A 752-nucleotide genomic window follows, 5' to 3' on the forward strand; every position below is an offset into this window, starting at 1 on the left:
CGTTCTTTGGTTTGGGAATACGCCTACGAACAGCTTTCCGCGGTGGAGGCGGGCACCCGCGAGGTGCCGACGCTGGAAGCGTTCCTGGCCGAACTGCCTGTGCTCGAGGTGCCGGCATGACGCTCGAACCCGGCAAGTTCGCCGCCGGCGTGGCCACCCGCCAGGCTAGCCGATGGGAGTTCACGTTGCTGGAGCCGCTGGTGTTCAACGACCCGGTGCACGGGATGCTCGAGGCGCCGGCCGGCTTCATCAGCGACCTGGCGTCGATTCGCATCCTGCGCGAGGTCTGCCGCTGGGGTGCCATTGGCGCGCTGATTGCCGGTGCGGTGCTGACGTTCGTCTCCTGGCTGGCGCCGCTGCTCTGGATCATCGCCGTGGGCGCTCTGGCGCTGTACGGCATCTGCGCCGGCTACGGCATGCGCCCGGCGATCCTGCACGACGAACTGTATACGCGAGGCGCATTCACCCGGGCCGAGTGCGACGCCATCTTCTACCGGGCCCTCACAACCGGCGACGGCACCGCCCGATGGCGTGCATGGATTTTCTACGCCGGTGTGCGCCTGGGCGGCGCAAGCCACTACGGCACCGCCTGACGCCACCACGCAACACCGAAGCCCGCCATCGAGCGGGATTTTTTTTGCCCGGAGAAAACTATGACTAGCAGCCCCAAACGCGGCGTGCGCAACAACAACCCCGGTAACATCGACTTCAACCCGCGCAACAATTGGCAAGGCCAGCTTGGGATCGAGGTC

At 66.1% G+C, this 752-nt stretch carries 1 protein-coding gene and 1 pseudogene; both read left to right on the forward strand.

Features of this window, described 5'->3' with window-relative positions:
* Window positions 1-116: 116 nt before the first annotated feature.
* The gene (locus HAQ05_RS27935) at window positions 117-593 is read left to right on the forward strand and encodes a DUF1353 domain-containing protein (protein ID WP_190427634.1); all 477 of its coding nucleotides are present in this window, start codon (window positions 117-119) and stop codon (window positions 591-593) included.
* Between the two features lie 60 nt (window positions 594-653).
* Window positions 654-752: pseudogene (locus HAQ05_RS27940) on the forward strand (structural protein P5); the annotation flags it as partial.

It is taken from the genome of Pseudomonas typographi (assembly GCF_014694385.1).
In the GTDB taxonomy this organism is placed as follows: domain Bacteria; phylum Pseudomonadota; class Gammaproteobacteria; order Pseudomonadales; family Pseudomonadaceae; genus Aquipseudomonas; species Aquipseudomonas typographi.

Coding starts and splice junctions, on each gene's coding strand:
- HAQ05_RS27935 (WP_190427634.1), top strand. CDS start 117: ATGACGCTCGAACCCGGCAAGTTCGCCGCCGGCGTGGCCACCCGCCAG.